This window comes from Thalassovita aquimarina, from assembly GCF_018219815.1.
Taxonomy (GTDB): domain Bacteria; phylum Pseudomonadota; class Alphaproteobacteria; order Rhodobacterales; family Rhodobacteraceae; genus Thalassobius; species Thalassobius aquimarinus.
The window spans coordinates 175,821-201,238 of sequence record NZ_JADMKU010000006.1 but is presented as its reverse complement, the minus strand read 5'-3'; the positions used below and the strand labels follow the sequence as shown (position 1 = coordinate 201,238).

The 25,418-nt window shown below is 60.7% G+C and carries 21 protein-coding genes; 10 read left to right on the top strand and 11 right to left on the bottom strand.

Annotated features, from left to right (window positions below):
- The first annotated feature begins 2 nt into the window (after nucleotides 1-2).
- The 4 genes from IT775_RS09475 to IT775_RS09460 all read left to right on the top strand — a co-directional run bounded on the left by IT775_RS09475 (nucleotide 3) and on the right by IT775_RS09460 (nucleotide 4,705).
- Entirely contained in the window at nucleotides 3-1,355 is a 1,353-nt protein-coding gene (locus tag IT775_RS09475; RefSeq protein ID WP_212700857.1) for an amidase, read from the top strand.
- Between the two features lie 44 nt (nucleotides 1,356-1,399).
- Nucleotides 1,400-2,302: a polysaccharide deacetylase family protein gene (locus IT775_RS09470; RefSeq protein WP_212700856.1), complete on the top strand. Its 903-nt coding sequence runs from the start codon at nucleotides 1,400-1,402 to the stop codon at nucleotides 2,300-2,302.
- A 361-nt stretch (nucleotides 2,303-2,663) separates the two neighbouring features.
- Nucleotides 2,664-3,620 carry a CobW family GTP-binding protein gene (locus IT775_RS09465; protein ID WP_212700855.1) on the top strand — a complete coding sequence of 319 codons (957 nt, stop codon included), beginning with the start codon at nucleotides 2,664-2,666 and terminating at the stop codon, nucleotides 3,618-3,620.
- A gap of 299 nt (nucleotides 3,621-3,919) precedes the next feature.
- On the top strand, nucleotides 3,920-4,705 hold the full coding sequence (locus IT775_RS09460) for an SDR family oxidoreductase (RefSeq protein ID WP_246525433.1): 786 nt from the start codon (nucleotides 3,920-3,922) through the stop codon (nucleotides 4,703-4,705).
- A 39-nt stretch (nucleotides 4,706-4,744) separates the two neighbouring features.
- On the opposite strand, the gene IT775_RS09455 is transcribed toward IT775_RS09460, so the two are convergent.
- From IT775_RS09455 to IT775_RS09440, 4 genes are read right to left on the bottom strand one after another with little or no spacing between them, the layout of a single operon-like run.
- On the bottom strand, nucleotides 4,745-5,884 hold the full coding sequence (locus IT775_RS09455) for a Gfo/Idh/MocA family protein (RefSeq protein WP_212700854.1): 1,140 nt from the start codon (nucleotides 5,882-5,884) through the stop codon (nucleotides 4,745-4,747).
- Between the two features lie 3 nt (nucleotides 5,885-5,887).
- Complete coding sequence (locus IT775_RS09450; protein ID WP_212700853.1) at nucleotides 5,888-7,396, bottom strand: sugar ABC transporter ATP-binding protein; 1,509 nt, start codon at nucleotides 7,394-7,396, stop codon at nucleotides 5,888-5,890.
- Entirely contained in the window at nucleotides 7,396-8,373 is a 978-nt protein-coding gene (locus tag IT775_RS09445) for an ABC transporter permease (RefSeq protein ID WP_246525432.1), read from the bottom strand. Before IT775_RS09445 ends, IT775_RS09450 begins: the two co-directional genes overlap by 1 nt.
- Complete coding sequence (locus IT775_RS09440) at nucleotides 8,370-9,476, bottom strand: ABC transporter permease (RefSeq protein ID WP_343231125.1); 1,107 nt, start codon at nucleotides 9,474-9,476, stop codon at nucleotides 8,370-8,372. The genes IT775_RS09445 and IT775_RS09440 overlap by 4 nt, the downstream gene beginning before the upstream one ends.
- A 113-nt stretch (nucleotides 9,477-9,589) precedes the next feature.
- Here IT775_RS09440 and IT775_RS09435 point away from each other — a divergent pair, with 113 nt between their 5' ends.
- Nucleotides 9,590-10,579 carry a sugar ABC transporter substrate-binding protein gene (locus IT775_RS09435; protein ID WP_212700852.1) on the top strand — a complete coding sequence of 330 codons (990 nt, stop codon included), beginning with the start codon at nucleotides 9,590-9,592 and terminating at the stop codon, nucleotides 10,577-10,579.
- Between the two features lie 265 nt (nucleotides 10,580-10,844).
- Here the strand turns inward: IT775_RS09435 and IT775_RS09430 are convergent, their stop codons facing one another.
- Complete coding sequence (locus IT775_RS09430; RefSeq protein ID WP_212700851.1) at nucleotides 10,845-12,548, bottom strand: extracellular solute-binding protein; 1,704 nt, start codon at nucleotides 12,546-12,548, stop codon at nucleotides 10,845-10,847.
- 168 nt (nucleotides 12,549-12,716) lie between these two features.
- Here IT775_RS09430 and IT775_RS09425 point away from each other — a divergent pair, with 168 nt between their 5' ends.
- From IT775_RS09425 to dctP (IT775_RS09405), 5 genes are all read left to right on the top strand, one after another.
- Nucleotides 12,717-14,318: a GMC family oxidoreductase gene (locus IT775_RS09425; protein ID WP_212700850.1), complete on the top strand. Its 1,602-nt coding sequence runs from the start codon at nucleotides 12,717-12,719 to the stop codon at nucleotides 14,316-14,318.
- Nucleotides 14,315-15,331 carry an inositol 2-dehydrogenase gene (iolG, locus tag IT775_RS09420; RefSeq protein WP_212700849.1) on the top strand — a complete coding sequence of 339 codons (1,017 nt, stop codon included), beginning with the start codon at nucleotides 14,315-14,317 and terminating at the stop codon, nucleotides 15,329-15,331. The genes IT775_RS09425 and iolG overlap by 4 nt, the downstream gene beginning before the upstream one ends.
- A 1,129-nt stretch (nucleotides 15,332-16,460) precedes the next feature.
- Complete coding sequence (locus tag IT775_RS09415) at nucleotides 16,461-16,949, top strand: TRAP transporter small permease (protein ID WP_212700848.1); 489 nt, start codon at nucleotides 16,461-16,463, stop codon at nucleotides 16,947-16,949.
- Nucleotides 16,946-18,259 carry a TRAP transporter large permease gene (locus IT775_RS09410; RefSeq protein ID WP_212700847.1) on the top strand — a complete coding sequence of 438 codons (1,314 nt, stop codon included), beginning with the start codon at nucleotides 16,946-16,948 and terminating at the stop codon, nucleotides 18,257-18,259. The genes IT775_RS09415 and IT775_RS09410 overlap by 4 nt, the downstream gene beginning before the upstream one ends.
- A 57-nt stretch (nucleotides 18,260-18,316) precedes the next feature.
- Nucleotides 18,317-19,288 (top strand): TRAP transporter substrate-binding protein DctP, encoded by a 972-nt coding sequence (gene dctP / locus IT775_RS09405; RefSeq protein ID WP_212700846.1) that lies wholly within the window; start codon nucleotides 18,317-18,319, stop codon nucleotides 19,286-19,288.
- A 194-nt stretch (nucleotides 19,289-19,482) separates the two neighbouring features.
- On the opposite strand, the gene IT775_RS09400 is transcribed toward dctP (IT775_RS09405), so the two are convergent.
- From IT775_RS09400 to IT775_RS09375, 6 genes are all read right to left on the bottom strand, one after another.
- Nucleotides 19,483-20,790, bottom strand: a complete 1,308-nt coding sequence (locus IT775_RS09400; protein WP_212700845.1) for a TRAP transporter large permease — start codon at nucleotides 20,788-20,790, stop codon at nucleotides 19,483-19,485.
- Nucleotides 20,790-21,296: a TRAP transporter small permease gene (locus IT775_RS09395; protein WP_212700844.1), complete on the bottom strand. Its 507-nt coding sequence runs from the start codon at nucleotides 21,294-21,296 to the stop codon at nucleotides 20,790-20,792. Before IT775_RS09395 ends, IT775_RS09400 begins: the two co-directional genes overlap by 1 nt.
- A 60-nt stretch (nucleotides 21,297-21,356) precedes the next feature.
- Nucleotides 21,357-22,370 carry a TRAP transporter substrate-binding protein DctP gene (gene dctP, locus IT775_RS09390; RefSeq protein WP_212700843.1) on the bottom strand — a complete coding sequence of 338 codons (1,014 nt, stop codon included), beginning with the start codon at nucleotides 22,368-22,370 and terminating at the stop codon, nucleotides 21,357-21,359.
- A 100-nt stretch (nucleotides 22,371-22,470) separates the two neighbouring features.
- Nucleotides 22,471-23,073 carry a 3-isopropylmalate dehydratase small subunit gene (leuD, locus tag IT775_RS09385; RefSeq protein ID WP_212700842.1) on the bottom strand — a complete coding sequence of 201 codons (603 nt, stop codon included), beginning with the start codon at nucleotides 23,071-23,073 and terminating at the stop codon, nucleotides 22,471-22,473.
- Entirely contained in the window at nucleotides 23,073-24,476 is a 1,404-nt protein-coding gene (leuC, locus tag IT775_RS09380; protein ID WP_212700841.1) for a 3-isopropylmalate dehydratase large subunit, read from the bottom strand. Before leuC ends, leuD begins: the two co-directional genes overlap by 1 nt.
- The gene (locus IT775_RS09375; RefSeq protein ID WP_343231124.1) at nucleotides 24,473-25,231 is read right to left on the bottom strand and encodes a GntR family transcriptional regulator; all 759 of its coding nucleotides are present in this window, start codon (nucleotides 25,229-25,231) and stop codon (nucleotides 24,473-24,475) included. The genes leuC and IT775_RS09375 overlap by 4 nt, the downstream gene beginning before the upstream one ends.
- Nucleotides 25,232-25,418: the final 187 nt, after the last annotated feature.

Genomic DNA, 25,418 nt, shown 5'->3' with positions numbered 1-25,418 from the left:
CAATGGAACATGCAACCGCATGTGAGATGTCGCATGGCCTGCAATCCGGCAAACTTGATCCCGTCGCCCTGACCGAAGAGGTATATGACCGGCTCGAGCGGCACGGCGACAACGCGATCTACATCGAAACGACCCGTGCTCGCGCCATCACCGAAGCGAAAGCATCTCGCCTGAGGCTTCAGGCTGGCCTGCCCGCCAGCCAACTGGATGGTGTGCCGGTTGCCTGGAAGGACCTTTTCGATCTGAAGGGGCGCGTGACGACGGCCGGAGCCGTCGTCACGAAGACGGATGCGCCCGCGGCAGCGGATGCGCCGGTGATCGCAACGGCACACAGGGCCGGTATGATTACGACCGGCACAGTCAACATGACCGAATTCGCCTATTCCGGCATCGGATTGAACCCGCACTATGGGACACCGAGAAACATCCATGCCCCGGCCAATCAAAAACGTAGTCCAGGCGGATCCTCCTCGGCATCCGGCGTGGTCGTGTCGGCGGGTATCGTGCCCTTGTCTATGGGGTCGGACACGGGAGGGTCGGTACGTATCCCGGCCTCGTTCAACGGCGTTGTCGGGTACAAGACCTCGACGGGACGCTATCCGATGGCCGGCGTCTATCCCCTGGCGCCGTCGCTGGACACGATCGGCCCGCTCGCCAACACAGTCGCCGATTGCGCGTTGTTCGATGCTGTCCTGCGAGGCAAGGGCGCGCCCGAGGCAACGCCATCCGAGCCCAGATCGTTGTCCTTCGCCATTCCGGATCAGATCCTGCTCGAGGATCTCGCACCGGCCGTCGCGGCGAATTTCGATGCGACCGTTTCGCGGCTAGAGGCGGCGGGGGGCCGTATCACCCGCCTTTCCCTGCCCGAGTTGTCCGAGCTGACCGACCTTATCGCGCGCCACGGTTTCTTGGCGGGTGCCGAGGCATTAGCGCTGCATCACGATCGTGTACTGGGACCGGCAGCCGAAAAAATGGATGCCCGCGTCGTGCGTCGCATAAGGCTGGCCGAAAGCATGAGCGCTGTCGACATCCTTGTGCTGCAACAGGCCCGTCTACGCATGCAGGCCTCAACTGCAGCACGGATTGGAAATACTATTTTGCTCTGCCCGACCACAGCTACAACAGCGATGGAGACCTGCTCGCTTGAAGCTGATCAGGAAGAATTCTTCCGCCACAACGGCCTCACATTGCGCAATACCTCTTTGGGAAATTTCCTTGATTGGTGCGGCGTTTCGATCCCGAACGGCACGGACGCAGATGGCATGCCGACGGGCTTTTTGCTTTCCGCTCCGTCGGGCCAAGACACCGCGCTACTAGGAGCGGCCTTGGGGTGCGAAGAGATTATCCGCGGCTAGCGCCGCGTTACCACCAACTTAAGGAACGAAGAGGAGACAGAAGTATGACCAAGAAAATCTATTGTGCCTTCGGCACGGATATCGACTCGGTTGCGGGCCAGATCGGCTCTTACGGGGGTGGAGACTCACCGAACGACATCCAGCGGGGGATTTTCGCGACCGAGGTTGGCGTGCCGCGTCTGCTGCGCCTGTTCAAGAAATACGAAATGCGCACGTCTTTCTTTATTCCCGGCCACTCGCTCGAGACATTCCCAAAAGAGATGGACATGATCGTCGAAGCGGGACACGAAATCGGCGCACACGGGTACATGCACGAAAATCCGGTTGCGATGACCCCTTCGCAGGAAGAAGACGTGCTGTGTAAGTCGATCGAGCTGATCAAAGGCCTGACAGGCGAAGCGCCCAAAGGCTATGTCGCACCCTGGTGGGAAATGTCCAACGTGACCGCGGCCTTGCTCGGAAAATATGGCTTCTCCTACGACCACAGCCAAAGCTACCGTGACTTCCAGCCCTTCTATGCGCGGGTCGGCGATGAGTGGAACGTGATCGACTACTCCAAGACCGCCGCCGAATGGATGCATCCGCTGAAACACGGCAAGGAAATCGACCTCGTCGACATTGGCGCCAACTGGTACGTCGACGACCTTCCGCCGATGATGTTCATCAAGAACGCCCCCAACAGCCACGGCTTTGTCAGCCCCCGAGACATCGAGCAGATGTGGAAGGATCAGTTCGATTGGGTCTACCGCGAAATGGAATATGGCGTGTTCCCAATCACGATTCACCCCGACGTGGCAGGGCGTCCGCAAGTCCTCTTGATGCTGGAACGCCTCATCGATTACATCAATGGGCACTCGGGCGTCGAATGGGTGGACTTCAACACCATTGCGGACGACTTCCGCAAGCGTTACCCTTTCGATAGCGACAAGCGCCCCGAAGTGATCTGAACCGGCAAGGGGCAGCGCGACAGCTCGTTGCCCCTTTCGCCAAGGTACGAGGTTTTCCGATGTGTAATGCATGTGGTTTCCCTACGCGGCCCGGACACTGGACCGATGCGGGCGCGGATAACGCCGGCGACAGGTTACGTTTGCAACATCGCCGAGCACAGATTCTCAACAAACTGCTCAATGGCTATGGGCTTACCGCCCGCCCTCCCGGGCATGGCCCTGGTTTCGCAGTATCGTCGTTTTCCGGTCGTACGGCTCTAGTGCCCGACCTCGAAGCAGTTTGGGATGAGGCCGCGCGCCAGGTAGGTCATCCTCTTGACCCGCTCGATCCCCGGTTCACCGCTCCCGCCGATACCGGCCCATGAGCCGTTTTCCCGATGATGGCCGATTGCGGCTGACGATCCTCGGCGGCTACCTCGGATCAGGGAAAACGACGTGGCTCCGCCATCAGCTGTTCGAAGGCGTTTTTCGCGGCGCGCATATCTTGGTCAACGAAGCCGCTGAAACACCTGTGGACGACACGCTTCTAGCATCACAAGCGGCGAGCGTGACGATGCTCGCCGGCGGATGCGCCTGCTGTACGGGCAAGGACGATCTTGTCGCCGCATTGCGAATGCTGAGCGACAGCCAGAGCCGAAAGCGCACCGATGACCGTAGCACTAGGCGGATCGTTCTTGAAACCAGCGGCCTAGCCGATCCGGCGGCCATTCTGGACGCCATACAAAAAGATAGCGTTCTGGTGCATCACATCCGAGTGGACGAGATCGTGGTACTCGTGGACGCGCTGAACGCCGCAGATCAACTACGCACCGAATATCTTGGTCGCGCCCAGATCGAAGCTGCCGACCGCATTATCCTGACCAAGGTCGACTTGGTTCCCGATCCGACGCTTGCCACCGTTCTGGCAACCGTGCGAAAGCTCAATCCGGCAGCCAAAATCGAGGCCGCCGTGAAAGGCCAAGAATTCGCCTTGCCCGACCTGCCAGAGGTGCCACCTTACAACCTGCCCCGGATCAAGGATGCTGGCGAAGCGATTGCGCCGACCAGAATCGATATTCCCGATGACGTGGACTGGGCCGGTTTTTCCGTCTGGCTCTCGGCGCTGCTCTATGCTCGCGGTGATGACCTGGTTCGCGTCAAGGGGGTTTTCGAAACCCCGGCCGGCCCTTTGCTTATCCAAGCTGTTCGCAAGTCCGTCCAACCGCCCGAGTTGCTACCACCTGAGGCCGGTCAGCGCCAGAACCAGATCGTTTTCATCGGACGAGGCTACACGGGCGACGAATTGCGCCGGTCGCTGAATTATTTCGCACGCTGTTGAAGTTTGGACTGCCACCTTGACGACGATTAGCCGGTTCCCAGGATTGATTTCAATGCGCTCTCTGCTACCAATCGGCGTATCAACCCAAAGGGCTCCGGTTCCGAACGGATGAAAGTTCAGTGGCAGGTCAAGCTTAGTTGGACGCAACGCCGGTGAACTGCTGGCCGCTGCGTGCTGGCGATGGGAATGGGGGCCGCGTGGAGGTTATCGCACTGACGAAACATGCCTATCCGACGCTGTCGGAAACCGTGGCCTTTACTTCCGAACGCGCGCTTGGCACGCTGACGGACCTGTAAACTATGACGGAGCTGCACCCCATGCCCGGCGCGCGCATCGACCTACTCGGACAAACCGCCCTTGTCACCGGCGCAAGCCGGGGCATCGGGCGGGCCATCGCCAAGGCGCTGGCGACATGCGGTGCGGATGTGATCGGCGTGGGCACGGCGATCACCGGGCAAGCGGACGATCTGCAACACGAATTCGAGGGGCTGGCGGGCAGCTTTCGGCCCCTAGATTGCGACCTGTCCGACCGGGCCGCGATAGACCGGATGATCGTGCATCTGGATCAGGCGGGGCACAAGATTGACATCCTCGTCAACAATGCCGGGATCATTCGCCGCGCACCAGCCGCGCAGCATCCGATCGAGGATTGGGACGCGGTGATGGCGGTGAACCTTGACGCCGTCTTCCTGCTCAGCCGCGAACTGGGCCGCCGAATGGTGGAGCGGGGGCATGGCAAGATCATCAACCTTGCCTCGGTGCTGTCCTATCAGGGTGGCATTCTGGTGCCCGGCTATGCGGCGGCCAAGGGGGCGGTAGCGCAGTTGACAAAATCACTGGCCAATGAATGGGCCGCGCAGGGCGTGAACGTGAACGCCGTCGCGCCCGGCTACGTCGCGACCGATAATACCGCCGCGCTGCAAGCCGACCCCGAGCGGGAGGCAGCCCTGATGGCGCGCATCCCTGCCGGATGCTGGGGGCAGCCCAATGATATCGCATGGCCCGTGGCGTTTCTGGCCAGTGATCTTGCCAAGTTCATCCACGGGGAAACCTTGGCTGTCGACGGGGGATGGTTGGCCCGATAGGGCGCCATTCTCCCCGTGACGCAGGAAGGCTGGCGACGCTCAGGTCGCGCCGCCAACAGTGATCCAGCAATGTTCCTGCGACGATGTCTGCATGGCTTCGACCGTTTGCTGCACCGCCCAGGCCTCGCGGAAATCGGGTGTGCATTTTCCACGCGACATATGCGCGTCAATCAGTTCGGCCACTTCGATGATCTTGAGGTCATTGAACCCCAGATGGTGGCCCGGCGCGGGGCAGAAACGGTCATACGGCGGGTGGGAGGGTCCTGCCTCGATCCGTTTGTAACCTGCCCCGGCACCAGACCCCGAGTAGACCAGAAGTTCGTTCATGTTCTCCTGGCTGAATGAGATGGCGCCCTTGGACCCGGTCACTTCGAATGACAGATCCATGGTCCGCCCGGTGGCCGCCCAGTTTGCCTCGATACTGCCCGCCACGCCGCTGTCGAACCGGACCAGCGCGTGGGTCATGTCATCAACCACCACTGGGCTGCGCTCGGTCGCCCCGGCGGCCACGGGCCGGGTGGGATATATGGTCTGACAATCGGCGCTGACCTCGGCTATCGGGCCCAGCAGGTGCCGCGCCATCGAAATGATGTGGCTGCCGATATCGGCCAGCGCACCGCCGCCCTGCGGATCGGTGCGGAACGAATGCGGTGCATCCGGATTGGCCATATAGTTTTCGGCATGGCGCCCGCGAAAGCCTGTCACCTCGCCGATCTCGCCCGAGGCTATGATCTCGCGCGCAAGCGCCACCATCGGGTTACGAAGGAAGTTGAAGCCAACCGAGGTCACGACGCCTGAGACCTCTGCGGCTTCGGTCATTTTCAGAGCGGAGGCGGCAGTGGTCGAAAGCGGTTTTTCGCAATACACCGTTTTGCCCGCCGCAATGGCGGCCAGCGCCATCGGCTCATGCAGGATGTTGGGCGCGGTGATGGCGACGATGTCGACCGCATCATCGGCGATCATCTCCTGCCAGTCGGATGTGGCGCGTGCAAAGCCAAGCGCGCTGGCACCTGCCTGCGCGATTTCGTCTGTTGCATCCGCCAGCATGGCCTTGACCGGTTGTGCCGGCAGATCGAACAGCCCCGACACCGCCCCGAACGCATTGGCGTGACACCGCCCCATGAAACCCGAACCGATAAGCCCAATCCCGAGTAGTGATTTTTCTGTTGTGCTGCTCATGGATCACTCCGCCGCGACTTGTTGTGTGTGATGCGACACCGCATCGATCAGGTTTTCCTCGGTCATCTCATCGCCTGTAAACTCGGCCACGACATCCCCCTCGGACATCGCCAGAACACGGTGACTGACCCCCAGAACCTCGGGCATCTCGGAGGAGATCACGATCACCGCGAGCCCCTGTTCGGCCAGATCGGCGATCAGTTCGTGAATGGCCGACTTCGAGCCGACGTCGATGCCACGGGTCGGTTCATCCAGGATGATCAGCTTGGGGTCCGCGCAAAGCCACTTGGCCAGCACGAATTTCTGTTGGTTCCCGCCCGAAAGCAGCGAAACGGGCTGATCGGGGCCGGTGGTCTTGATCGACAGGGCCGATCGGTATTTTTCGAACACCGCCATTTCCTTGGTCCGGTTCATCACCGACAGTTCGGAAAACAGCCTGAGATGCGGCAGCGAGGTATTTTCGCGTCCCCCCATCATCAGCACCAGCCCCTGTTCCTTGCGGCTTTCGGGGACCAGCGCCATGCCCATGTCAATCGACTGGCGGGCTGCTGGCAGATCAATCTCGCCCTCTTTCCAGTAAAGCGTGCCCGCATCGGCCTTGCGCACGCCAAAGATCGTTTCGACCACCTCTGAACGCCCCGCACCGACCAGGCCGTAGAGCCCCAGGACCTCGCCTTCATGAACCGAGAAGGACACATCACGAAACAGACCCTGTTTGCTGAGCCCCTCGACACGCAGAACCTCGGCGCCGAACTCTTCCTTGGCCTTGACGAAGAACGTATCAAGCGTGCGCCCGATCATCATGCGCGTGATCTGGTTCAGGTCCGTCTCGCTCGTATCCAGAGTACCCTGCACCTGCCCGTCACGCAGGACTGTGATGCGATCGGTGATGTCGAAAATTTCGTCCATCTTGTGCGAGATGTAGACGATGCCCACGCCGCGCTCTTTCAGGCTACGGATAGTATGGAACAGCTGATCCTTTTCCGTATCGGTCAGCGACGCGGTGGGTTCGTCGAAGATCACCACGTTGGCGCTGAAGGCTTCGGCGCGGGCGATTTCGACCATCTGCTGCATGGCAACCGACAGCGTGCCAACCCGCGCATCCGGCCCGAAGCCACAGCCCAGAGCCTCGAGCGCGGCGGTCGCGTTGCGCCGCAATTCGCGCTTTTTCAAAACGCCGAACCTGTTGGTGGGCCAGGCGCCAAGGTAAATGTTCTCGGCCACTGAAAGTTCGGGTGACAGCGACAATTCCTGGTGTATCAGCAAGATGCCCTTCTGCCGCGCATCCAGCGGACCGGCCACCTGGATCGTCTTGCCCTGATACACGATTTCCCCGCTATCCGGCTGATGCAGCCCGGCAAGCGTCTTCATGAGGGTGGATTTGCCGGCACCGTTTTCACCGACGAGCGCATGCACCTCGCCGGGGCGGATATCGAAACTGACCTTGTCCAAGGCTTTCACGCCGGGAAAGGTCTTGGTGATGTCTTTTACCTTGAGAATAGCATCGGTCATCACGACCCCTCCCGATGGTTCAACAGTTTGTCGAGCGCGAGGGCCAACACCAGAACGGCGCCCATGACCATCAGTTCGACGTAGTTGGGTGTATTGAGCAGGCGCAGTCCGTTGCGCAGCACGGCCAGCGTCAGAACGCCGCCGATGGTCATCCACAGGCTGCCGTAGCCGCCTTGAAGGCGCGTGCCCCCCAGCACCACCGCGATGATGGTCCAAAGTTCCCAGATCTTGCCCGCATTGGGTTCGGCCGTCCCCAACCGCATCGACAGCAGGATGCCACAGACCGCGGCCAGCGTACCACAAAGGGTAAAGTTGATGATCTTGTGGCGCTTCACGTTGATGCCGGAATCATGCGCGGCCTCGATGTTGTCGCCCACGGCGTAGGTTTCGCGCCCGTGCCGGGTGCTGGAAAGCACCCATTGGAAAAACAGCGCCAGCGCGAGAAAAATCATCGCGGTTAGCGAAACCGGCCCAAGGTAGACTTCCGGGATCTCGGTATAGCTGAAATCCTGCACCATCAGCGCGTTCTCGCCCGAATAGACGAAAACAAGCCCGCGAATGCCAATCAGCCCGCCCAGCGTGACGACAAAGGAATGCATTCCCGACAGCGCAACCAGCGTGCCGTTGACGAACCCAAGCGCCGCACCGGAAAGCAGACCAAGAATGACGGCTGGCCAGACGCCCATGTGATCTTGCAACCCGATTGCCAGCGCCGAGGCCAGCGCCAGGATTGCCCCAACCGACAGGTCGATCTCGCCGTCGATCATCACCAGCGTCATGCCGATGGCAAGGATGCCGATGAAAGCGCCCTGCGTTAGAAGATTGCCCATGTTGTTGAGCGTCAGGAAATAGGGGCTGGCCAGCGAAAAGACCAAGACAGTCAGCGCCAGAAAGACCCAGATGTGATTTCTCAGAAGCCAGGACAAGGCGATATGCAAGGCCGAGCCGGTCCGCATGGGTGAAGAAGCGTGGCTCATGCGAAGATCCTCCCGCGTTTGGCGCCCAGATCGATCCAGACAGCGATAATGATGACAGCCCATGTGACGAGCCATTGAACGTAGTAGGCGAAACCAAGCAGCAGCAGTCCGTTTTGGATAAAGCCCAGCATCGAGATGCCGAGCACGGTGCGCCAGACGCTTCCCGAGCCCCCCAGCAGAGAGGTGCCGCCAAGGATGACACCGGCCAGAACCGTCAGCTCATACCCCTGCCCGATGGTATTTTGCGCGCCCATGACGCGGCTGCCCATGATGATGGCGGCGACACCGGTGGTGAAGCCCGAGATGACGTAGGTCCAGAACACGGTCCAGCGCGCGTCGATGCCGGAAAAAATACTGGCGGTCTCATTGCCGCCAACACCGTAAATCCGGCGTCCGAGGGTGGTGAATTGCAGCACCAGCCCGGCAACAAGCGCGCCCAGCAGAAACAGGATCACCGGCACCGGGATGCCCAGAAAATCGCCCCGCCCGAAGACCGCGAACCACGTATCCTGCGCGTTGGCGATGTTCACGTTCGACCCGCCCGAATAGAACAGCACAAGCCCTTGCAGGAAGGACAGCATTGCCAATGTGACGATCAGGGCGTTCAATCCGATGAAACCGACCAGAATCCCGTTGAAGGCCCCGATTGCCAAACCGGCCCCCAATGTCATCACGATGGCCGCGAATGGCCCCGCCGAATTGTGCTGATCGACCACGATTACCGTCAGCAGCGTCAGCAGCGACCCGACCGAAAGATCAAGTCGGCCGGTCAGAACCACGAAGGTAACGCCCAACGCCATCATGCCGGTTATGGACACTTGGCGCAGCACATCCAGAATGTTGCCGGCCGTCAGGAATGCATCGGCATTCAGCGCGACGCCAGCAAGAAACACCAGGAATGCAACAATTAGTCCATGTCGGCGTAAAAGACCGCTCAGTGATATATCCATGCCAGAAAATCCTCCCTCCGACGACGATAGGCGGGCTTGAGCCCCCGAAAAACTCTCGAAAAATCCAAAATGGATCATCCACAGGGAAGCGATCACGATTTGGGCTATTAATAGGACGAAACGGGGAAGCCGCACAAAATCAGATTTGGACATTTCAGCGATTGAGCGTGTGCCCCTTCTGCCGAACATTGGCATGCAAGCACCCCGCAGCGCTGCCGACGGGGATGGCGATGAGGAGAACGAGGCGGCCTTTGGAGGAGGACAACATGACCAAATTTACGAAAGCACTGGCTGTTGCCACGACCGTTGCGCTTGGCGCAGGTACGGCAATGGCTGGCGATGCGCCCGACTGGCTGGATGGCGAACTGAAAAAGCCCCTGTCCGAAACCCGCATCGGGATCACCGTTCTGTATCCGGGCTCGAACGCTTACCAGGCCAAATACGCCGAAACGGCCGAGGCCTACAGCAAGGAACTGGGCATTCAGGCCACAGTGATGGACCCGCAGGGCGACCCCGCTGTGCAGTTCGACCAGATCCAGGACATGGCATCCCAAAACCCCGATGCGCTGGTCGTCTGGCCCACGTCGCAAAACGCCTTGATCCCGGCAATTCGCAACGCTGCGCGCGGTGGTATTCCGGTGATCACCTCGAATTCGCCCATCGGAGAAGCGGGTCGCCGCTATGTCAAAGGGCACACCGGCCCGGACGATTGCGCCCAGGCAGAACAGTCGGCAGAAATGCTGGGGGATGCATTGGGTGGCGAAGGCAACATCGTCGTCGTGGAAGGCACGCCAGGCTACTCGGTGTCGATCCTGCGCAAGAACTGCTTCCTCGACAAGCTGGCCGATCAATACCCGAACGTAAACATTCTCGCCAGCCAGACCGCGGAATGGAACCGCGAGAAGGCGCAAACGGTGATGGAAACCTACCTGACCCAGTTCGGCGACAAGATCGACGGCGTCTACGCCTTTGACGACGGCATGGGTCTGGGCGTCGTCAGCGCGCTGCAGAGTGCCGGCAAAAAGCCGGGCGAGATCAAGGTTGTGACCTGCAACCAGTTCGGCGAAGGCTGGGACAAGATGAAAGAAGGCTGGATGACCGGCACCAACAAGCAGTCACCGATCGACGACGCGATCCTTGCGATCCAGACGGCCGTGAAGGTCGCCAACGGCATCGACGTTCCGGCGCTGCAGGGGATCGACACGCCGAAGGTCACACCTGACAACGTTGACGAGTTTGAGCGCCCCACCTGGTAACACCGGGCGCAAGGACATGACGATGGACCGCGTCTTCGGATGCGGTCCTTTTTCATTGGGGGATCCGCCGATCCGTAAAGAGGGGGCCGCGGTGTTTTAATCAGGGCAAATCCTTACCGCTCTTTCGAGCCTCAGCACAGGTTCGCAAACCTCTGCGGAAAACTCACGCGCGATCGCTTGGACATGGTCGCTTGCCCGGAATTACCGGAAAACTCTTGGACCGGCGTCTGCCCGTCAGCCCTGTGGCGCCAATAGCCGAAGCCGATCAGTAATGCCCACGATCGCGCATGATCGCGTCGATCCGGTTCTGGGATTTCGCCAATGCGTCTTGCACCGACGATGTCCCCTGCAACATCAGATGAATCTCATCCCCCAGCACATTCAGCACGTCGCTGAATTCGGGAATTGACGGGCGCGGCCAGATCTGAAGTTCCCCGCGCCGGTCCATCGCGTCGACCTGCGTGATGATGTCGCTGCTGGCCTGCACCTCGGGGTCGGCGCTGGTGGAAAAGCGCGGGCTGGTCAGGTTGCCATTGAGCACATACCATTTCAGCATTTCCGGCCGGGTCAGGTATTCCATCACCTTCCAGGATGCTTTCTTGCGCTGCGGGTCCAACCCTGCAGGTATGGCCAGAGAAAACCCGCCGATGGGCGACACGGTGCGCTGGCCCGGCGCAGGCGGGTGCGGCACGAACTGCACCTTGCCATGCGCGGGCGAGCTTTCGTCACGCTCAAAAGCGGCGGCACGAATGCTCCAACCATAGGTCATCGCCGCCTGCCCCTTGGAAAAGATGCCGATGCGACGATCCCAGTTGCAGATCATGCTTTCATTGTGGGAAAACTCTGCCAACTCCAGCAGGAACTCTGCCGCCTGTTGTGCGGCGTCGGTATCAAGCTTGGGGCGATAGTTTTCTTTCTCGATCACGGTCAGGTCATATTCGTCGCCCAGGGGCGTCAGGTTGATGATCGGCTGCCCGAAATCCGCCAGCGTCTGGATGAACGTATGCGCCACCGGTGTGCCGCGCCCGTAATTCATCACGATGCCAGACTGGTTGAACCCGGCCCGGTGCAACACGCGGGCGGCAAACAGCACCTCTTCGGTGTTTTGCGGAATCGAAAGCCCCGCCTCGGCGAACAGGTCCGAGCGGCAGAACAGAAGCTCGGCAGTCGGCTGGATCGGCAGCCCGTATTGATGATTGTTCCACGAAGAACCGCGATAGGCAGCGTTGTGAAAATCCGACGGGTTGTATCGCTCTTCCTGCATCAATGCATCAAGCGGCTCGATCACCCCTTCCGTGGCCAGTTGGCCGATCCATGGCAGGTCGACAGCGACGAGATCATATTTCGATACCGGATTTTTCGCGTTCTTCATGATCTCGCCATGCAGCTCATCCAGCGGCAGATTTACGATTTCCACATTGGTCCCGCAGAGCTCGTCCAGATTGGACGAAAACTCACTCAGCGTTTTGAATGTCGGATCGCTGGGAGACAGGATGCGGAAAGTGCGATCCACCCCAACGCCGGCGCGCATCGCGTTCGGATAGGGCAGTATGCGCGACGCCATGTAATAACCACCGAAGTAGAAATCGCCGATTTCTCCATCACCGGTGGTAAAGCCGAACGTGTTGCCCACCATCGCCTTGAGCTGCATCGCGAAGCTTTCGAATTCGGCGATCAGCTTGCGCGTGGGATGCAGCGAAAAAGACTTGCCCGATTTGGACTTGGGCCGCTTGAGCAACATCCCTTCGTCTATCAGTTCGGTGATCCGCCGCATCGCGGTGCCATAGGGCACATCGGCGGCCATGGCAGCCGACGTTATGGTCAGCAGCTTGCCCTCGAAATGCCGCCGCATCGCATAGGAAATGATGTTCCAGCGCGGGTCGACCGTCGCAAGGGACGTGCGCTTTTCCGATATCTCGCGATTTGAGTCCACGAAGGTAAGAATCCTTAAAAGCTCTTCGCGGGTCATTTCGGGCCTCCTGGAATTCAGCGTTGACGGATGAACAGCCCCACCAAACCTGTGTTTGAAGGCTCTTCGCCAGCAGCGATTTATCCAAATCTGATATTTGATCTATTCTTTGGTCAAGCGCTGCCGTGCAAATTTCCTGTCGAACCAGTCACGACAGGAGGCAAGAGCATGGGCAATATAGAGTACGATTACATTGTGATTGGGGCGGGGTCGGCAGGCTGTGCCGTTGCCGGCCGCTTGGGCGAAGCCGGGCACAAGGTGCTGTTGCTCGAGGCCGGAGGCAAGGACCGCAACCCCTTCATTCACATCCCGCTGGGTTATTCCATGCTTTACGCCAACCCGAAGGTGAACTGGTGCTATGAAAGCGCGCCCGAACCGCATTTGAACAATCGCCGCCTGTTCCAGCCGCGCGGCAAGGTTCTGGGGGGGACCGGCGCGATCAACGGCATGATCTACATGCGCGGCCAGCCGGAAGATTTCGACGGCTGGGAAGCACAAGGCTGCACCGGCTGGGGCTGGGACGGGGTCCTGCCCTATTTCAAATCCTGCGAAGATCAGGAACGCGGCGCGGACGATTACCACGGCACCGGCGGTCCGGTGGCGGTGTCGGACGTGCGCACGGAACACGAACTGGGCGAGGCGTTCCACGCTGCCTCCGCGGCGCTTGGCGTGCCGCGCAATGACGATTTCAACGGCGCCCAGCAAGAGGGCACCGGATACGTTCAGACCACCACCAAGAACGGTTGGCGCTGGAGCACGGCCGCAGGTTACCTGCGCGGCAAGGCCAAGCGAAACATCGACCTGCGCGTACATGCAATGGTGCAGCGGATCGAGCTGGAAGGCCGCCGTGCCACCGGTGTCAACTGGACCGACAAGCGCGGATCACATCGCGCCACCGCGCGGCGCGAGATCGTCCTGAGCGGCGGCACCTTCAATTCGCCTCAGCTGCTGCAAATTTCCGGTATCGGGCCAAGCAAGGTGCTGCGTCGCAACGGCATAGAGGTGAAACACGAACTGACAGGCGTGGGCGAGAACCTGCAAGACCATTTCGGCATCGGGGCCGAGTATCGCTCGACAGTGCATTCCACGGTGAATGACCTTTACAACAACAAGCTCAAAGGCGGGTTGCAACTGCTGAGGCATCTGATTTTCCGCACCGGTCCCTTTGCCGACAACGGCAACTACTCGAACACCTTCATCCGTTCGAGCCCAGAGATCGACCGTCCCGACATGATGGTAACCTTCATGGCCTGGTGCACCGACGAGCAGCTCAAGCCCCATCCGTTTTCGGGCTTCACCATCCTGGCCGAACACATGCGCCCCAATTCGCGCGGGCATGTGCATATCACCAGTCCCAGACCGGATGTGCAGCCCGAGATCCAGTTCAATTTCTTCGCCGACGAGGCCGACCAGCGCGCCGCCATTGCCGGGCTGCAATTCGGCCGCAAGATTGCTGCAACCTCCCCGATGGCTGATTGCGTGGAGTACGAACTGCAACCGGGCAAAGACGTACAAAGCGAGGCCGAGTTGCTTGACTACTGCCGCGCCAATGGGCTGTCATTGCTGCATCCGGTAGGGACCTGCAAGATGGGCGTCGGCGACGACGCGGTCGTTGACCCGCGCCTGCGGGTGCACGGCATCGAAGGGCTGCGGGTGGCCGATGCCTCGATCATGCCGCGCATCGTGACAGGCAACACCAATGCCGCTTCGATCATGATCGGGGAAAAGGCGGCTGCACTCATACTGGAAGACGCGAAGGTGACCGCATGACACAGACGCTTGGCATCGCCCTGATGGGCACGGGCCGCATGGCACATGTCTATGGCCCCAAGATCAACGCCCATCCGGGGTTGCGGCTTGAAGTGATCTATAACCCCCGCATCTCGTCGGCCGAAAAGGCCGCTGCGCAATATGGCGGTCGAGCGATGGATGATCTCGATGCCGTCCTGTCGGATCCGGGTGTCGACGCGGTGATCATTGCCACCCCCACCGACACCCATGTCGATTACATCGAACGGGTCGCGCGCGCGGGCAAGCCGATTTACTGCGAAAAGCCGCTGGATCAGACGCTGGAGCGGGTCGAGCAGGCCATGACTGCGCTGAAAGAGCATCCCGTGCCCTTCATGCTGGGCTTCAACCGGCGCTTTGACCCCGACAACGCAGCGCTGCGCAACGCGGTCAAGACGGGTGAGATCGGTCGGCTGAACATGTTGATGAGCTGGTCGCGCGAACCCGCCCCGCCGCCCATCGAATATGTGCGCGTCTCGGGCGGTTATTTCGTCGATGCCACGATCCATGACATCGACCTGCTGTGCTGGATCGCGGGCGAACGCCCGGTCGAAGTGCAGGCCGCCGGCTCATGCATGTTCAACGAACAGATCGGAGCAGAGGGTGATTTTGACATGACCATGACCACCCTGAAAATGCCATCGGGCGCGCTGGTGCACATCAACAATTCGCGCGCCTGCGCCTATGGCTTTGACCAGCGGCTCGAGGCATTCGGCAATGACGGCATGGTGCAGACGCTGAACCACCGCGACGACAACCTGGTGCGTTGGAACAATCGCCGCACCGCAGCCCGCGAGCCGCTCAAGCACTTCTTCCTCGAACGGTATGACCAGTCTTTCTACAACGCGCTTGACGAGTTCCACGCAGCAATCACCGAGGGCCGATCCCCTTCAGCCACCGCGCAGGATGGCCGCGCCGCATTGGCCATTGCGCTGGCCTGTGCCCGTTCCGCAAAGGAAGGCCGTGCAGTGCGGCCCGATTCCGCCTTTGGTTAGACCCGTAGACGCTTCAGCGCAGCTTCGCCAAAGCAGCCGTTCACGAAGCAAGCAGCATTTCGAGGTCTAGGGGCATCGGCAGCTCGGGTATGCTGGAAGCATTGTGCAAGGGGTCATGAGACGAGGGCCCGCGCATCCGAAAACGACAACAGCTTGCGGCTTTTATCGTCCCAAAGGTGAAGCCTCGCGCACCAAAACTCACCCATGGTGTGATGCGCTTTGACTGCGCGAGGATATCATGATCACGGACCACATCGCTCAGCCGACAGAAGGGGATGCTGCTGGCAGCGTGATGCACATGGTGAACTCTGGACTTGCTTCGAAAAGTGGAGAGCACCAACTGAACGGACAGGAGGTGTTCAATGTACCGCGGAAGCAGACCGACGCCAAAATTTCTGCGCCGGGGTACCTTTGCGGATATCAGAAAGATTGTGATGACAAATTTTAAAATAGACAAATTGCATTGCTTCTTAAGTTCCGCCCACGGCACCACTTCTTGCGAATAAGGGCGGTGTTTTGGCCGCTTTCACTTCCCCCGCTGTTTTCGTCGCCGGGACTGCCCTGTGTCTGAAAACAACATCCAGACAAAGCGTGGGTGGAGAGCAACATCATACGGGATCGGCCTGGGCCTGAAGCTCACTTCGTGGCTCAGAAGGCCTCAATGAACGGTTTCGGATGCACGCATGCCACGAAAAAACCAGCGCCAGCCTTTGTAAATATTTTGAAAATAAAATATGTTGCCACCTTGAAGAAGAAGGGCATACCCCAAGGCTGTGATGGACTGCCGCGCAAAGTGGCCCCGAATTGCCCCGGAACACAGCACACAATCCAAGGTTAAAAAAGTCACGTCGATCAGCCGACCTTAGTCTCCCCTCAGGACGCCGCATGAGGCAATCAAGAAAACAGGGGCGTAAAATCCTTATTTATCTGAGATATAGCGATCCAAGGACTTTCAGGACAGGCTTCACGCCGCGCCGCAGGCGATCGGCGCCATGCCTCGATCCGTTTGTGCCAATTTCGTCTCACAGCAAAGCGGCCCGCTTGCCGCGCGACACATGGATTGACGCGCAAAACTACGCTTGACTATTTTAAGGTTAAAGAAATAACAATCCAGACAGAGGAGAGACAAATGAACGCACATTCCCTAAGACAGGTGATCGACCCGGCGCTAAGAATCTCCGGCTTCGTGTCCGCCACGACCGTTGCCGCGCTGGCGATCCTTGTAGTCACCGACATCGTCATCCGGAATCTGGAGCTTGCCTCTTGGCCCTGGCTGAACGAACTCACCGAATACCTGCTGACGATATCGACCTTCTTCGGCGCGCCGTGGATTTTGAGCCGGAACGGGCATGTGAATGTCGACGTGCTGCTGCGGATGGTTCGGCGCTCTACCGTTACTGTTCTCACCCATGTTTCCAACGCCATCGGGCTGGCGGTCTCGGCGGTCATGGCGTGGCTGGCTTTGACGGCCCTGCTCGACGCGCAGAGCACCGGGGCCCTCATCTTCAAGAACATCATCTTTCCGGAATGGTACATGATGGTGCCGATCCTGAGCTGTTTCACGCTGTGCGGTCTAGAATTTCTGACCCGGCTTCTGCCGCGGGGGACGGACGCATGATCTGGTGGCAGATACTTCTTCTTCTGGTCGGTGTTCTTGCGGTGCAATTCGCCATCGGCCTGCCTGTCGCCTTTGCCTTCCTAGGGGCCAACCTGATCGGGGCGTGGATGTTTCTCGGCGGCGAAGCCGGGCTGGTGCAACTGGTGCGCAACGCGTCGGGGTCGGTGAATTCCTTCGCCCTCGTGCCGATCCCGCTGTTCATCCTGATGGGGGAATTGCTGTTCCATACCGGCCTTGCCTATCGCGCGATCGACGCGGTGGAAAAGCTGCTTATCCGCCTGCCGGCCCGGCTGGCCTGCGTGACCGTGGTGGGCGGCACGACCTTCGCCGCGCTTTCGGGATCGTCCATCGCCAATACTGCGATGCTGGGCGGGACGCTGTCGCAGGAAATGCTGCGCCGGGGCTATTCGCCGACGCTGACCTTCGGCCCGGCCATGGCGGTCGGCGGCATCGCCGTGCTCATTCCGCCCTCGGCGCTGGCGGTGATGCTGGGATCACTGTCCGGCATCTCGATTTCGCAACTGCTGATCGGGGGCATCCTGCCCGGCGTCATGATGGCCGCCGCATTCCTGGCCTTTGTCATCCTTTCCGCCGTGATCTTTCCCACTAGCGCGCCGCGCGAAACCGAAGCCGATCAGCTGAGCTTCGCGGAGCGCGCCAAGCCCTTCCTGCGCGACGTGGTGCCGCTTTCGGGGATATTCATCGCCGTTATCGGCGGGATGCTCAGCGGGATCGCCACCCCCACCGAAGCCGCAGCGCTCGGATCCGTCGCGGCCTTCGTGGCGACGCTGGCCTATCGCCAGCTCACCCTTGCCAACCTGATCACCTCGCTTGCCGAAACGGCAAAGGTTTCCGTCTCGATCCTGTTCATCATCGTCGCCTCGACGACCTTCTCGCAAATCCTGTCCTTCTCGGGCGCGACAAGCGGGTTGCTGGGCATGATCCGCGCGGTCGAGCCGACGCCGATGATGCTGGTCCTGACCATGCTCGGCATCATCCTGCTGCTCGGCTGCCTGATCGACCAGATCTCTATCATGATGATCACCCTGCCGTTCTTCATGCCGCTGGCACACAGCGCGGGGATCGAACCCGTCTGGCTCGGCCTGATGATGCTTGTGGCGATCGAACTGGGTCTGCTGACGCCGCCGTTCGGCATCCTGCTGATGGTGATGCAGGGCGCCAGCCGCGCCACCCCGCTGGTGCAGATCTATCGCGCGGCGCTTCCATTCATCGCGATCGAGCTCGCGATCCTCGCGCTGATGCTGTTCCTGCCGGGGCTCACCCTGTTCCTCCCGTCGCTTCTCGAGTGACCCGGGCAACCTTCTCAAGACCAAGACAAAACCAACACACCAACAGGAGACAATCCCATGACCTACCGTTTTTCCGCCCTGCTTCCCGCCGCGGCGCTTGCGCTTGCCGGATCGGTCCAGGGCGCCAGCGCCGAAGAAGCCGTACTGCGCGCGATCTCGGCCTTCCAAGCCAGCACGGTCTTCTATGACCCCTTCCAGCTTTTCGTCGACAGGGTGAACGCGAATGGCGAAGGGCTGGTGAAGATCGAGGTGATCGGCGGACCCGACGCCATGCCGCCGTTCGAAATCGGCAACGCGCTGCGCTCTGGTATCGTCGATCTGGCCAACACCACGGCGGTCTATCACGCCAACCTGGTTCCCGAGGGTCTGGCGATGACGCTGACCAACCGCCCGATGTCCGAATTGCGGGAAAACGGCGGTTATGCGCTGTTGGATCAGATCCACAAGGACAAGGCGAAACTCCACTGGCTGGGCCGGCTGTCCGAAAACATCCAGTATCACATCTACCTGTCGGATTACCCCGAAAACCTGGACTTCGGCGGTCTCAAGGTGCGTTCCGCGCCGACCTATCAGGCCTTCTTCAACGGCCTGGGCATCACCCCCGTCCAGACCGCCCCGGGCGAGGTGTTCACCGCGCTGGAACGCAACACGATCGACGGCTACGCCTGGCCCTCGATCGGCCTGTTCGATCTCGGCTGGCAGGAAAAAACCGCCGCGCGGATCGAGCCCGGCTTCTTTCAGGTCGAAACCGGCGTCTATTTCAGCGACAAATCGTGGCAAGCGCTCAGCGAGGAACAGCAGGATTTCCTGACCGAGCAGATGCTGGAACTCGAAGCCGAAAACGGACGTTTCACCGAACTGGCGAAGACCGATTTCGCGCGCCAGGAAGAAGAAGGGATTCGCGCCTATGAGCTTCCGGCAGAGGAAGCCGCGGAATTTACCGCAATGTCGCTCGAGCAGGGCTGGAAACCGGTGCTTGCGGCGAGCCCTGAAAATGGCGCGAAGCTGCGCGACCTGTTCGTGAAGTGAGTTTTGGCGCGGCGCCGGGTATTCCGGCGCCCGCCAGATTCAGACATCCCGCAAGTCCGCAATCGTCTCAATTCGATCAATGAATGCCTGCTGTTCGAGACGATCGGCATAGGCTGGTCAATCACCCTTCAAAAAAGGCAGCACCTCGGATTTCCGCGATGCTGCCCGTTATTCGTTTCAGTCCCGCCCGGGTGTCACAATCCCGGCAGCCACAGCGCCAGTTGCGGGAAGATCACCAGCAGGATCACCAACAGCAACGCACAGCCCATGTAAGGGAAGGCGGCGGTGTAGATATCGCGCATGGTGGTCCCCGGCGGCGCCACCCCCTTCATCACGAAGAGAAGCAGCCCGAAGGGCGGCGTGGTGAAGCTGATTTCCAGCGACAGCAGCATGATCAGCCCGAACCAGATCGGATCGAAGCCAAGGGTCTGTGCCAGCGGGAAAAACACCGGCACGGTCAGCAGCATCATGCTGATCTGTTCCATGAACATGCCCAAGAGCAGCAGCACCCCGAACATCACGATCAGCATCATGATCGGATCCAGTTCGAACCCCGTGGCCCAGCGGATCAGGCCGCGCGAGGCGCCCGAGAAGGCCAGAAGCTGGCTGAACGTGGCCGACCCGAAGACGATCAGATAGGCCATCAGCGTCACCCGCAGCGCGCCGACGATGGATTTCTTCATCGCTTCCCAGGTCAGGCAGCGGAAGGCGATAGCCAGGACGATCACGCCCAGGGCGCCGAATGCCGCGGCTTCGGACGGGGTGACGATGCCGCCCACCATCATCGCGACGATGATCACCATCACCGACAGCATCGGCACGACGTCGCGCAGCAGCAACTTCATCTTCTCGCCGAAGGCCATCGGCTCGACCTCGTAGGCCGGCGCCGCTTCGGGATCGATCCGGGTCTGCAGCCAGATCAGCCCGATATAGAAACCGGCAAGGATCAGCCCCGGGATTATGCCCGCGATCAGGAGCGCCCCGACATCGATCTGCGCCAGCGTCGCCAGCAGCACCGCCAGCGCTGAGGGCGGGATGATGATCGCCAGCCCGCCAGTGCCGAGGATCGGGCCGATCGACATGTATTTCTTGTAGCCGCGCGCGGTCATTTCGGGGACCATCAGGCTGCCCAGCAGCGCGGTCGAACCCATCGAACTGCCCGACAGCGTCGAAAACCCGGTGCCACCCAGAACCGTGACATAGCTCAACCGCCCCGGCAGCTTGCCCAGCAGCCGGTCGATGGCATTGAACATCCGCGCGCCAAGCCCGGTGTAGAAGAACACCTCGCCCATCAGCAGGAAGAGAGGGATCGGCACCAGGGCGAATTTCGTCAGCGATCCGAACCCGTTATTCAACAAGGCCGAGATGCCACGTTCACCGCCCATGAAAACCCATGCGCCGATGATATTGGCCGCGAGGAAAGCCAGCGCCACCGGCATCCCCACCGCCATCAGCACAAGAATAGAGCCCAGAAGAAGGGCCAGCGCTTCGAACCATTCCATTATTCGTGTATCCCCGCCTCGCCCGAATGCATTCTTTCTTCGCCGAAGACGAAGCGTGCGAATTCAACCGCCATCAGGGTAAAGCTGATGGGAAAGCTGATCGTCAGTATCCAGCGCGGGAAATAATAGGCCCGCACGTCGTAATCATTCCGCTCGATATTGGTCATCACCAGCTCGAGCCCCTTCCACGCCAGGATCAGGCTGACCAGAACGCAGCCCGCCGCCACCAGCCGGCTGACGATGTCCTGTGCTTTCGGCGGCAGGGCCGAAGTCACCAGTTCGATGTGAACATGACCCTTTTCCCGCACCAGCCAGGGCGCGCCCAGCATGGTCATGTACAGCAAAGCGTACTCCGACGAGGTGAACAGCCAGGCGAAGGGCTGCAGCCCGAGGTTCCGCATGAGCACCGACACGACCACCGACACCATCAGCCAAAGCAGCATCGCCCCGGCGATAAAGGCCATGAGATAAAGAACCGCCGTATAAAGACGTGAAATCTGAGCCATGTCCCGATCCGTGATATGGCCCCCTCGTTGCCGAGGGGGCCCAGTTTCGTTGAGGTCCGGTTACTTGTCTTTCGCCGGATCGTAGAACTTCGCGATCAGCGCATCGTAATTGCCGTCACCCATCGGGCTTTCGGCCATCAGGCCCTTCATCCGCGCCCAGGTCTTTTCACGGGCGGCGGCAAGATAGTTGGCCTTGGCTTCGCCTTCGAGGCTGACAACCTTCATTCCGGCGGCTTCGAGCTTGGCGAAGTCATCGTCACGCTTGGCGGTCAGCGCTTCCACGCTTTCCTTTTCGTGGGCGATCGCCACGTCCTGCAGGATCTTCTGCGATTCAGGGCTCAGGCTGTTCCACTTGTCGAGGTTCACGATCACGCCCAGGTCGGTAGAGAAGAAGCACGGCTCGATCCGGTAGTTCAGGAACTCGTTCCACTTCAGATCGATCAGGCCGATCTGGGTCCAGCCGGTGGCATCCACCACGCCGCGTTCCAGTGCCGAATAGACCTCGGTTGTGGGCAGGTCGATCACCTGCGCGCCAAGGTAATCGGTGAAGAAGGCGTTATATACGGCGTTGCCGCGCAGCTTCAGCCCTTCGACCTTCAGGTTGCCTTTGTCGTCGAACTCGGGTTCGTTGCGGGTCCAAAGGTTGTAGCACACGCCGCTATCGAACCAGCCGAGGTATTTCACGCCCATCTTGGCCTGATGGATCTGGTCGATCATTTCGATGCCGCCATTTGCGCGGGCTTCGGGTGCGGTCAGGTTCGATGCAACCAGCGCATCCTTTTCAGGCAGCGCCCCGCCATAGAAGGATCCCGGCGTGTACACCATGTCGACGATGCCGTCGCGCACAGCGTCGGGCTGCTGGAACATGCCGATGGCTTCGGGGCCACCGCGCACTTCGATCTGGACGACGCCCTCGCCCGCCTCGTTCACCTTTTCGACGAAAGACAGGAACGACTTGGTATAGATCAGCGTTTCGGGAAAGGCGTGCACCGCGGTGATGGTGTCTTCGGCCTGCGCCGCGCCAGCGATCAGCGTGCAAGACGCAATCAGCCCGCCAATAAACGTGTGTTTCATTTTCGATCTCCTTTTCGGGGCCTGCGCCCCGCCCTGTTGTTGAGGGGTTTTCCCCCGTTTCGTCCCCGCGCATGGTCGGTATCCCCGCCCGGGGTCCTTGTTAGCTGGGCCAAGCCCAGCCGAATTCGGCGCGCCGCGCAGCGCGGAAGGCCAGAATTTCCTGCTGACGGTCGCGCGTGAGATCAATGTCGTCCCAGCCATTCATCAGTTTTTGCCGCCACTTGTCCGGAAGGTCGAAACCGTGGCGGTCATCGCCAATGCAAAGCGTGCAGGTTTCGAGGTTGATCGTTGCCGTTGCGCAGTCCCCGCCCAGTCCGACGAGGATTTCCTCGACCACCTGGGGGTCGAGCTTCAGCGGCAGCAATCCGTTATTGACCGCATTGGAGGCGAAGATATCGCCAAAACTGGGGGCAATCACCGCGCGGAAGCCGAAATCGACCAGCGCGTAAACCGCCGCTTCGCGGCTCGACCCGCTGCCGAAATTGCGCCGCGCGACCAGAATGCTGGCCTCGGGGTGGCGGTTGAGAGGCATGTCGGCAATCGCCGTGCCGTCCTTGTCCCGGCGCATGTCGTGCAGCAGGAACCGGCCATAACCCTCGGACCGTGGCGTCGACATGAACCGCGCCGGAATCAGCTGGTCGGTGTCGATGCTTTCCAGCGGCAGCGCGACGGCCTGCCCGGTATGTTCGGTCCATCCCGCCATCAGCTACGTTCCTCCAGCAGCGGCCGCACATCGGTCAATTTTCCGGTCACGGCGGCGGCGGCCACCATGGCGGGGCTCATCAGATGGGTCCGCGCGCCGCGCCCCTGCCGGCCGCGGAAATTGCGATTGGTCGACGAGGCACAGCGTTTTCCGGGCGCGACCAGATCGCCGTTCATGCCCACACACATGGAACAGCCCGCATCGACCCATTCAAGCCCGGCCTCTTTGAAAACGCGGTCCAGCCCTTCCTGTTCGGCCTGCCGCTTCACGATCTCGGACCCCGGGCTCACCAGCCCCGGCACCTGCGCCTTGCGTCCTTTCAGCACGGCGGCGGCGAGGCGCAGATCCTCGATCCGGCCGTTGGTGCAGGACCCGATGAAGACCTGGTCGACCGGCGTGCCCGCGATCGGGCGGCCCGGTTGCAATCCCATGTAATCCAGCGCATCGCGGGCGCGCGCAGCCTTGTCGGCGGGCAGATCCTGCAGCGCGGGAATGGTGCCGGTGATCGGCAAAGCCTCTTCCGGGCTGGTGCCCCAAGTGACGGTGGGGGCGATTTCGGACCCGTCTATGGTCACTTCGCGATCGAAAACGGCACCTTCGTCGCTGGGCAGCGTCGCCCAATATTCCATCGCACTGTCCCAATCGTCGCCTTTCGGCGCAAAGGGGCGGCCTTTGACATAAGCAAAGGTGGCCTCGTCCGGTGCGATCATCCCCAATCGCCCGCCGCCTTCGATCGACAGGTTGCACAGGGTCATCCGGCCTTCCATCGACAGCGCGCGCACCACCGGCCCGGCATATTCGATGGCGTAGCCGCTGGCCCCGTCGGCGCCGAGCTTCGAAATCCAGTTCAGCGCGACATCCTTGGCCGACACCGCCGGGCCGAGTTCACCGGTCACGGTGATCCGCATGGTTTTCGGACGGGTTTGCCAGATCGTCTGGGTGGCCAGCACATGCGCAACCTCGGTCGCACCGATGCCGAAGGCCAAAGCGCCGAATGCCCCGTGAGTGGAGGTATGGCTGTCGCCGCAATTGATGGTAAGCCCCGGCAGCGTGATCCCCTGTTCGGGACCGATGACGTGAACGATCCCCTGCCGGGGGTCGTTGAGCCCGAAGATGCGCAATCCGTGAGTGGCAGCGTTGCGTTCGAGCGTTTCGATCATCCGCGGCACATCCCCATGTACCTGCGACAGATCGCGGGTTCGCGTGGGGGCATAGTGATCCACCACAGCGAATGTCAGGTCCGGTTCGGCCACCGGCAGCCCGCGTCCTGCGAGCTTGGCAAAGGCATGATGCGATCCCTCATGCACGAGGTGGCGGTCAACCCAGAGCAGCGACGCGCCATCGGCCTCTTCGAGGATCACATGTTGCGACCAGAGCTTTTCGAACAGAGTCCGGGCCGTCATATACCACCCTCCCCGCCGTTCTGCCCGGCGATTACCGGCTGCCAGTGACGGCTGTCCTCGTCTCCGACGCGCGCCATCGACATTTCCAGCCGGAACAGGTCGGACCGGTAAAGCGCCGACAGGTATTCCACCCCGCGCCCCTCGGCATCGCGGACCACGCGGCGCAGCGACAACAGCGCCGATCCGACCGACACGCCAAGCGCCTCGGCAACGTCGGGCGAGGCCAGCGCCGCCGACACCGATTGCTGCGCATCGGCCACCTGCACGCCGGACCGTTCCATCAATTTAAACAAAGGCGTGGTCGCCAGGTCGGCCTCGGTATAGTTGGCGGCGATTTCTTCCGGCACATAGGTGGTCAGGTGGGAAAACGGCTGCCCGTCGATCAGGCGGATTCGGACGGCGGTCTGCACCCGCGCCCCAGCCGACAATTTCATAGCGTCGACAACCCGTTGCGGCGCATCGCCATAGGAAAAGGACAGCAGCCGCGCGGTGGTGCGCTGCCCCATGTCGACCAGTTGCGGCATCAGGGTGGCGAAATCCACGCTCATCCCGGCGGCGGCCCCGTTGCGTTCGCGCACAACGGTGCCCGAACCCGCGCGCCGTTCGATCAGCCCGTCAGTGTTCAGCGCATCCAGCGCCCGGCGCACGGTGACCCGGCTGACCCCGAACTGTTCGGCCAGCCGCTGTTCACCCGGCAGGGTGGTGCCGGGACGATAGCCACCCGAGGACATTTCATCCCTCAGCAGCAGATACACCCTGCGCGCCTTACCTCCCTCGGGCAAACTGGACTGACCGTTGAGCACCCTGAGCCCCCCTGAAAACGTTTAGAATCGAACAGAACGGTACCACCGGATTTTTCAAAAGCAACAAATCAATCTCCTTTTGCGCAACTTTTTTGTACTATTCATACAGCAAAACCTGTATTACAAAAAATACATCTAA

What these genes read in the sequence shown, in the direction of transcription:
- IT775_RS09400 (WP_212700845.1), bottom strand. Translation starts at nt 20,790, where the DNA reads ATGGAATGGTTCGAAGCGCTGGCCCTTCTTCTGGGCTCTATTCTTGTG.
- IT775_RS09455 (WP_212700854.1), bottom strand. Translation starts at nt 5,884, where the DNA reads ATGAGCAGCACAACAGAAAAATCACTACTCGGGATTGGGCTTATCGGT.
- dctP (WP_212700843.1), bottom strand. Translation starts at nt 22,370, where the DNA reads ATGAAACACACGTTTATTGGCGGGCTGATTGCGTCTTGCACGCTGATC.
- IT775_RS09440 (WP_343231125.1), bottom strand. Translation starts at nt 9,476, where the DNA reads ATGTCCAAATCTGATTTTGTGCGGCTTCCCCGTTTCGTCCTATTAATA.
- IT775_RS09410 (WP_212700847.1), top strand. Translation starts at nt 16,946, where the DNA reads ATGATCTGGTGGCAGATACTTCTTCTTCTGGTCGGTGTTCTTGCGGTG.
- IT775_RS09415 (WP_212700848.1), top strand. Translation starts at nt 16,461, where the DNA reads ATGAACGCACATTCCCTAAGACAGGTGATCGACCCGGCGCTAAGAATC.
- IT775_RS09450 (WP_212700853.1), bottom strand. Translation starts at nt 7,396, where the DNA reads ATGACCGATGCTATTCTCAAGGTAAAAGACATCACCAAGACCTTTCCC.
- IT775_RS09470 (WP_212700856.1), top strand. Translation starts at nt 1,400, where the DNA reads ATGACCAAGAAAATCTATTGTGCCTTCGGCACGGATATCGACTCGGTT.
- IT775_RS09395 (WP_212700844.1), bottom strand. Translation starts at nt 21,296, where the DNA reads ATGGCTCAGATTTCACGTCTTTATACGGCGGTTCTTTATCTCATGGCC.
- IT775_RS09430 (WP_212700851.1), bottom strand. Translation starts at nt 12,548, where the DNA reads ATGACCCGCGAAGAGCTTTTAAGGATTCTTACCTTCGTGGACTCAAAT.
- dctP (WP_212700846.1), top strand. Translation starts at nt 18,317, where the DNA reads ATGACCTACCGTTTTTCCGCCCTGCTTCCCGCCGCGGCGCTTGCGCTT.
- IT775_RS09445 (WP_246525432.1), bottom strand. Translation starts at nt 8,373, where the DNA reads ATGAGCCACGCTTCTTCACCCATGCGGACCGGCTCGGCCTTGCATATC.
- leuD (WP_212700842.1), bottom strand. Translation starts at nt 23,073, where the DNA reads ATGGCGGGATGGACCGAACATACCGGGCAGGCCGTCGCGCTGCCGCTG.
- IT775_RS09460 (WP_246525433.1), top strand. Translation starts at nt 3,920, where the DNA reads ATGACGGAGCTGCACCCCATGCCCGGCGCGCGCATCGACCTACTCGGA.
- IT775_RS09475 (WP_212700857.1), top strand. Translation starts at nt 3, where the DNA reads ATGGAACATGCAACCGCATGTGAGATGTCGCATGGCCTGCAATCCGGC.
- IT775_RS09435 (WP_212700852.1), top strand. Translation starts at nt 9,590, where the DNA reads ATGACCAAATTTACGAAAGCACTGGCTGTTGCCACGACCGTTGCGCTT.
- leuC (WP_212700841.1), bottom strand. Translation starts at nt 24,476, where the DNA reads ATGACGGCCCGGACTCTGTTCGAAAAGCTCTGGTCGCAACATGTGATC.
- IT775_RS09465 (WP_212700855.1), top strand. Translation starts at nt 2,664, where the DNA reads ATGAGCCGTTTTCCCGATGATGGCCGATTGCGGCTGACGATCCTCGGC.
- iolG (WP_212700849.1), top strand. Translation starts at nt 14,315, where the DNA reads ATGACACAGACGCTTGGCATCGCCCTGATGGGCACGGGCCGCATGGCA.
- IT775_RS09425 (WP_212700850.1), top strand. Translation starts at nt 12,717, where the DNA reads ATGGGCAATATAGAGTACGATTACATTGTGATTGGGGCGGGGTCGGCA.